Annotated in this window: 4 protein-coding genes and 1 pseudogene; 1 reads left to right on the forward strand and 4 read right to left on the reverse strand. The window is 64.2% G+C overall.

The window, feature by feature from the left end; all coding sequences use genetic code 11:
• The 4 genes and pseudogenes from EN935_RS20810 to hutI all read right to left on the reverse strand — a co-directional run.
• Positions 1–616 (reverse strand): annotated as a pseudogene (locus tag EN935_RS20810) (urocanate hydratase); the annotation flags it as partial.
• Positions 617–643: 27 nt separating this feature from the next.
• Positions 644–1462, reverse strand: coding sequence for an N-formylglutamate deformylase (gene hutG, locus EN935_RS20815; protein WP_127265669.1), 819 nt, complete (start codon positions 1460–1462; stop codon positions 644–646).
• Positions 1462–3003, reverse strand: coding sequence for a histidine ammonia-lyase (gene hutH, locus EN935_RS20820; RefSeq protein WP_126068749.1), 1542 nt, complete (start codon positions 3001–3003; stop codon positions 1462–1464). The genes hutG and hutH overlap by 1 nt, the downstream gene beginning before the upstream one ends.
• Positions 3000–4235, reverse strand: a complete 1236-nt coding sequence (gene hutI / locus EN935_RS20825) for an imidazolonepropionase (protein ID WP_127373572.1) — start codon at positions 4233–4235, stop codon at positions 3000–3002. Before hutI ends, hutH begins: the two co-directional genes overlap by 4 nt.
• A 98-nt stretch (positions 4236–4333) precedes the next feature.
• On the opposite strand from hutI, the gene EN935_RS20830 reads away from it, so the two are divergent.
• The coding region (locus EN935_RS20830; protein WP_127373573.1) for a formimidoylglutamate deiminase at positions 4334–5354 on the forward strand (1021 nt) is incomplete at its 3' end.

A 5354-nucleotide genomic window follows, 5' to 3' on the forward strand; every position in this document is an offset into this window, starting at 1 on the left:
GGCGGAAATCGATCGAGTCCGGGTTGCATTCGATCGCCAGGCAGCAGGCGCCGGCCATGACGGCGGCCAGTGGCTGGGCGCCGCCCATGCCGCCGAGCCCGCCGGTCAGGATCCATTTTCCCTTGAGATTGCCGCCATAATGCTGGCGGCCGGCCTCGACGAAGGTCTCGTAGGTGCCCTGCACGATACCTTGCGTGCCGATGTAGATCCACGAGCCGGCCGTCATCTGGCCGTACATCATCAGGCCCTTTTTATCGAGCTCGTTGAATTTTTCCCAGGTCGCCCAATGCGGCACCAAATTGGAATTGGCGATCAGCACGCGCGGTGCGTCGGAATGGGTGCGGAAGACGCCGACCGGCTTGCCGGACTGCACCAGCAAAGTCTCGTCATCGGCCAGTGTCCTCAACGAGGCGACGATTTGGTCGAAGTCGTTCCAGGTCCGCGCCGCCCGGCCGATGCCGCCATAGACGACCAGCTCGTTGGGATTTTCGGCGACGTCCGGGTCGAGATTGTTCATCAGCATGCGCAGCGGCGCTTCCGTCAGCCAGGAGCGGGCGCTGATTTCGGTGCCACGCGGGCTGCGGACTTCACGGATGTTGTGGCGAGGATTGTTCATGGCGTCACTCCATAAAAGGACCTGATGTCAGACGCGCGCCCAGGATGTCGCGGTCTCGAGGATTTTCCGCAGCGTGGCGCGGATCGGTGCAGCAAACTCGGCATCGTAAGGCACCGGCCAGTTGTCCGGCATGCCCTTACCTTCCGGCTCGCGCATGTAGCCACGGTTGGACAGCTCCATTTGCAGCGCATGCACGCCATCTTGAGGTTGTCCGAAATGGCGCGTGATCCAGCCGCCCTTGAAACGGCCATTGACGACAGAGGTCTCGCCGGTCTCGGCGATGATCTGATCGACCATCGCCTGCAAGGTCGGATCGGCGCTCTTGCCGTCATTGGTGCCGAGATTGAACACCGGCAGTGTGCCTTCAAACAGGCGCGGCAGCACCGAGCGGATCGAATGGCAGTCATAGAGAACGATCTTCTCGTGCAGCCCGCGCAAGCGGCCGATCTCGGCCTGCAAGGCGGCATGGTAGGGCACGAAGAATTTTTCGCGCCGCTCATCAACCTCTGAAGGTCCCGGCTCCTCGCCTTCGCGGTAGAGCGGATCCCCGTCGAAGGTTTCTGTCGGGCAGAGGCCGGTCGTCGCCTGGCCGGGATAGAGCGATGCGCCGGATGGATCACGGTTGACGTCGATGACGGTGCGAGAGATCGCGGTGTGCACGACAGTTGCACCGAGGTCGGTCACGAAATCGTAGAGCATGTCGATCCACCAGTCGCAGTCGCGGCGGCCGAGCCAGGGCGACACCAGCCGGTTCTCGAGGCCAGCGAGATCGATTCCGGTGTGCGGGATCGACACCAGCAACGGGGCGGTACCGGGCGTGACGGTGAGCCAGGGCGTGCTTGCCATCATGCCGCTCCGGAAATCGACGGCAGCGCTATCGCGCCGGCTGCCTTGATGGTCGCGCCGCTGCGCACCATGGCGATCGCCTTTTCCATATCGGGGTGGAAATGCCGGTCATTGTCGAGATGCGACACCTCGGCCCGGACCAGCTTGCGCACGGCCTCGAGCGCCGCGCTCGACGCCAGCGGCGCATGGAAGTCGCAGCCTTGCGCCGCGGCCAGCAGTTCGATGCCGATCACCGCGGTGGCGTTCTCAACCATGCCGATCAGCCGGCGCGCACCGTGCGCCGCCATCGAAACGTGATCTTCCTGGTTGGCCGAGGTGGGGATGGAATCGACGCTGGCCGGATAGGCTTTCTGCTTGTTTTCGGAGACGAGCGCCGCCGCAGTCACCTGCGGGATCATGAAGCCGGAGTTCAGACCGGGCTTCGGCGTCAAAAAGGCCGGCATCCCCGACAATGCCGGGTCGACCAGCATGGCGATGCGGCGTTCCGACAACGAGCCGATCTCGCAGACGGCGAGCGCGATCATGTCGGCGGCGAAGGCCACCGGCTCGGCGTGGAAATTGCCGCCGGACAGTGCGGTGTCATCCTCGGCGAAGATCAGCGGATTGTCGGTGACGCCATTGGCCTCGGTGCCCAGCGTGTCGGCCGCCTGGCGCAGCACGGTGAGTGCCGCGCCCATGACCTGTGGCTGGCAGCGCAAGCAATACGGATCCTGCACACGCTCGTCGCCAACCCGGTGCGATTCACGGATGGCGCTGCCGGCCATCAGATTGCGCAGCGCGTCCGCCGTCTCGATCTGGCCGCGATGCTTTCTCAAGGCATGAATGCGCGGATCGAAGGGTGCATCGGAGCCTTTTGCGGCGTCGGTCGACAAGGCGCCGGCGACCAGCGCCGACTGGTAAAGCACTTCGGCCTCGAACAGGGCGGCCAGCGCGTAGGCGGTCGAGAATTGCGTTCCATTGAGCAGCGCCAGGCCTTCCTTGGCGCCCAATGTCACCGGCTCCAGCCCATGCGAGACAAAGGCGACCTTGGCCGGGAAGCGTCCATGCGGGGTGAAGCATTCGCCGACGCCGATCATCACCGCCGTCATGTGCGACAGCGGGGCAAGGTCACCGGAGGCGCCGACCGAGCCTTGCGCCGGCACCACCGGGATGACGTCGTTGGCCAGCATCGCTTCCAGCAACTCGATGGTTTGCGGCCGTACACCGGAGGCGCCCTGCGCCAGGCTGGCGAGCTTCAGCGCCATCATCAGCCGGCAAACGGCTGATGGCATCGGCTCGCCGACGCCGGCGGCGTGCGACAGCACGATGTTGCGCTGCAAGGTCTCCAGGTCTTCGGCCGGAATGCGGACGCTCGCCAGTTTGCCGAAGCCGGTGTTGATGCCATAGACCGGCTCGCCCTTGGCAACGATCCTGGCGACGGCCTCGGCGCTCGCCTTGATTTTCGGTCGGCAGGCATCGTCGAGCTTCAGTGCGGCGCCACGATAGATCGCGCGCCAGTCGGCCAGCGTCGCATTGCCGGGCTTCAGGGTCAGTTCGGTCATTGTCCTCTCCAGATGCGGGCATGCAGCGGGTTGAAGCCCATGCGGTAGACGAGTTCGGCGGGGCGCTCGATGTCCCAGATCGCCAGGTCGGCGGATTTTCCGACCTCAAGCGTGCCGGTTTCACCCAGCAGACCAAGCGCACGGGCCGCCTCGCGGGTGACGCCGGCAAGACATTCGTCGACGGTCAGGCCGAACAGGGTCGCGGCCATGTTCATGGTCAGAAGCAGCGAGGTCAGCGGCGAGGTGCCGGGATTGTTGTCGGTGGCGACAGCCATCTTGACGCCGTGCTGGCGAAACAGGCCGATCGGGGGCTTTTTTGTTTCGCGAATGAAATAGTAGGCACCGGGCAGGATCGTCGCCACGGTTCCGGCCTTGGCCATCGCCACCGCACCCGCCTCATCGGTGTATTCGAGATGGTCGGCCGACAGCGCGCCATAGCGGGCGGCGAGTTCGGCGCCATGCAGGTTGGACAGCTGGTCGGCATGAAGCTTGACCGGCAGGCCGGCGGCCTTGGCGGCATCGAACACCCGCGCCATCTGCTCCGGCGAAAAGGCGATGCCCTCGCAAAACCCATCGACCGCGTCGGCCAGCCCCTCGGCGGCAACCGCCGGGAGAATTTCTTTGGCGACCAGATCGATGAAAGCGTCCTTGTCGCCCCTAGCTTCCGGCGGCAGCGCGTGGGCGCCGAGGAAAGTCGTGCGGATCGTCACCGGCCGCCGTTCACCCAATTGGCGGGCCGCACGCAGCGACTTCTTTTCGTTTTCGAGATCGAGGCCGTAGCCCGACTTTACCTCCACGGTGGTTACGCCTTCGGCGATCAGCGCGTCGAGACGAGGCAATGACTGCGCGACCAACTCGCTCTCGCTGGCTGCACGCAGCGACTTGACCGACGAGACAATGCCGCCGCCGGCTCTGGCGACTTCTTCATAGGTGGCGCCGGCCAGCCGCATCTCGAATTCGTTGGCGCGGTTGCCGGCATGGACCAGATGGGTATGGCAGTCGATCAGGCCGGGCGTGATCCAGCGGCCCTCGCAATCGACCGTCTCAGCGCCCTGGGCAAGTGTTGAGGGCAGCTCCGCTTCGGGACCGGCGTACACTATGCGGCCATCCCGCGCAGCGATCGCGCCCTGTTCGACGATGCCAAGTCCCGCAGAACTTTCGGCCATGGTCGCCAGGCGCGCATTGCGCCACAGACGAAGACCCCCTGCCCGGCTTTTGCTCTCTGCGGCCATCATCTTTTCCGTTTCAATCGATGGTGATTATGTATATACATATTGAAACGCGCTGCAAGTGCCATCATCGCATGAGAGACAGAGAACCGGAGAGAAAAGTGACTGATATCTTCGCGGAGCAGGCACTCCTTCCCAATGGCTGGCACGACAATGTGCGGCTCACCTTGGCCGAGGGACGCATTACAGCCGTTCAGCCTGGTGCCGCAGCGGTAGCCGACGACGAACGCCACGCGATCCTGTTGCCCGGCATGCCCAACCTGCACAGTCACGCCTTCCAGCGCGGCATGGCCGGCCTTGCCGAGCTTCGCGGCCCCTCCGCCGACAGTTTCTGGAGCTGGCGCGAGGTGATGTACCGTTTCGCCCTGTCGATGACGCCCGATCAGGTCGAGGCGGTTGCAGCGCAGCTCTATGTCGAGATGCTGGAGGCCGGTTTTTCACGCGTCGGCGAATTTCACTATCTGCATCACGACCGCGATGGAAAACCCTACGCCAACCTCGCCGAGATGGCCGAGCGCATTGCGGCCGCGGCCGGCGAAACGGGCATCGGCCTGACGCTGCTGCCGGTGTTTTACGCACATTCGTCTTTCGGCGGTGCCGCGCCAAACGAAGGCCAGCGGCGATTCATCAACGATGTGAATCGGTTCTCGCGGCTTGTTGAGAAAAGCCGGGAATGCGTTCGCACTTTGAATCAAGCGGTTGTCGGCGTTGCCCCGCACAGTTTGCGCGCGGCGACACCGGAAGAACTGATTGAGGTGGCCGAGATGGTGCCGGATGGGCCTATCCACATCCACATTGCCGAGCAGGTGAAGGAAGTCGAGGATTGCCTTGCCTGGTCGGGCGCGCGGCCGGTCGAATTTCTGCTTGGCCATGCCAAAGTCGACAAGCGCTGGTGCCTGATCCACGCCACTCACATGACCGATGCGGAAACCGTCGCCATGGCCAAAAGCGGGGCCATCGCCGGTCTCTGCCCGATCACCGAGGCCAATCTCGGCGACGGCACTTTTGCAGCGCCGCTGTTCAGAGAACATGGCGGCCGCTTTGGCGTCGGCTCCGATTCCAACGTGCTGATCGGCCTGCCCGACGAGTTGCGCCAACTCGAATATTCCCAGCGCCTCGCCC

The sequence above is a fragment of the Mesorhizobium sp. M7D.F.Ca.US.004.03.1.1 genome (assembly GCF_003998635.1).
GTDB classification, from domain to species: Bacteria; Pseudomonadota; Alphaproteobacteria; order Rhizobiales; family Rhizobiaceae; genus Mesorhizobium; species Mesorhizobium loti.

Coding starts and splice junctions, on each gene's coding strand:
- hutG (WP_127265669.1), bottom strand. CDS start 1,462: ATGGCAAGCACGCCCTGGCTCACCGTCACGCCCGGTACCGCCCCGTTG.
- hutH (WP_126068749.1), bottom strand. CDS start 3,003: ATGACCGAACTGACCCTGAAGCCCGGCAATGCGACGCTGGCCGACTGG.
- hutI (WP_127373572.1), bottom strand. CDS start 4,235: ATGGCCGCAGAGAGCAAAAGCCGGGCAGGGGGTCTTCGTCTGTGGCGC.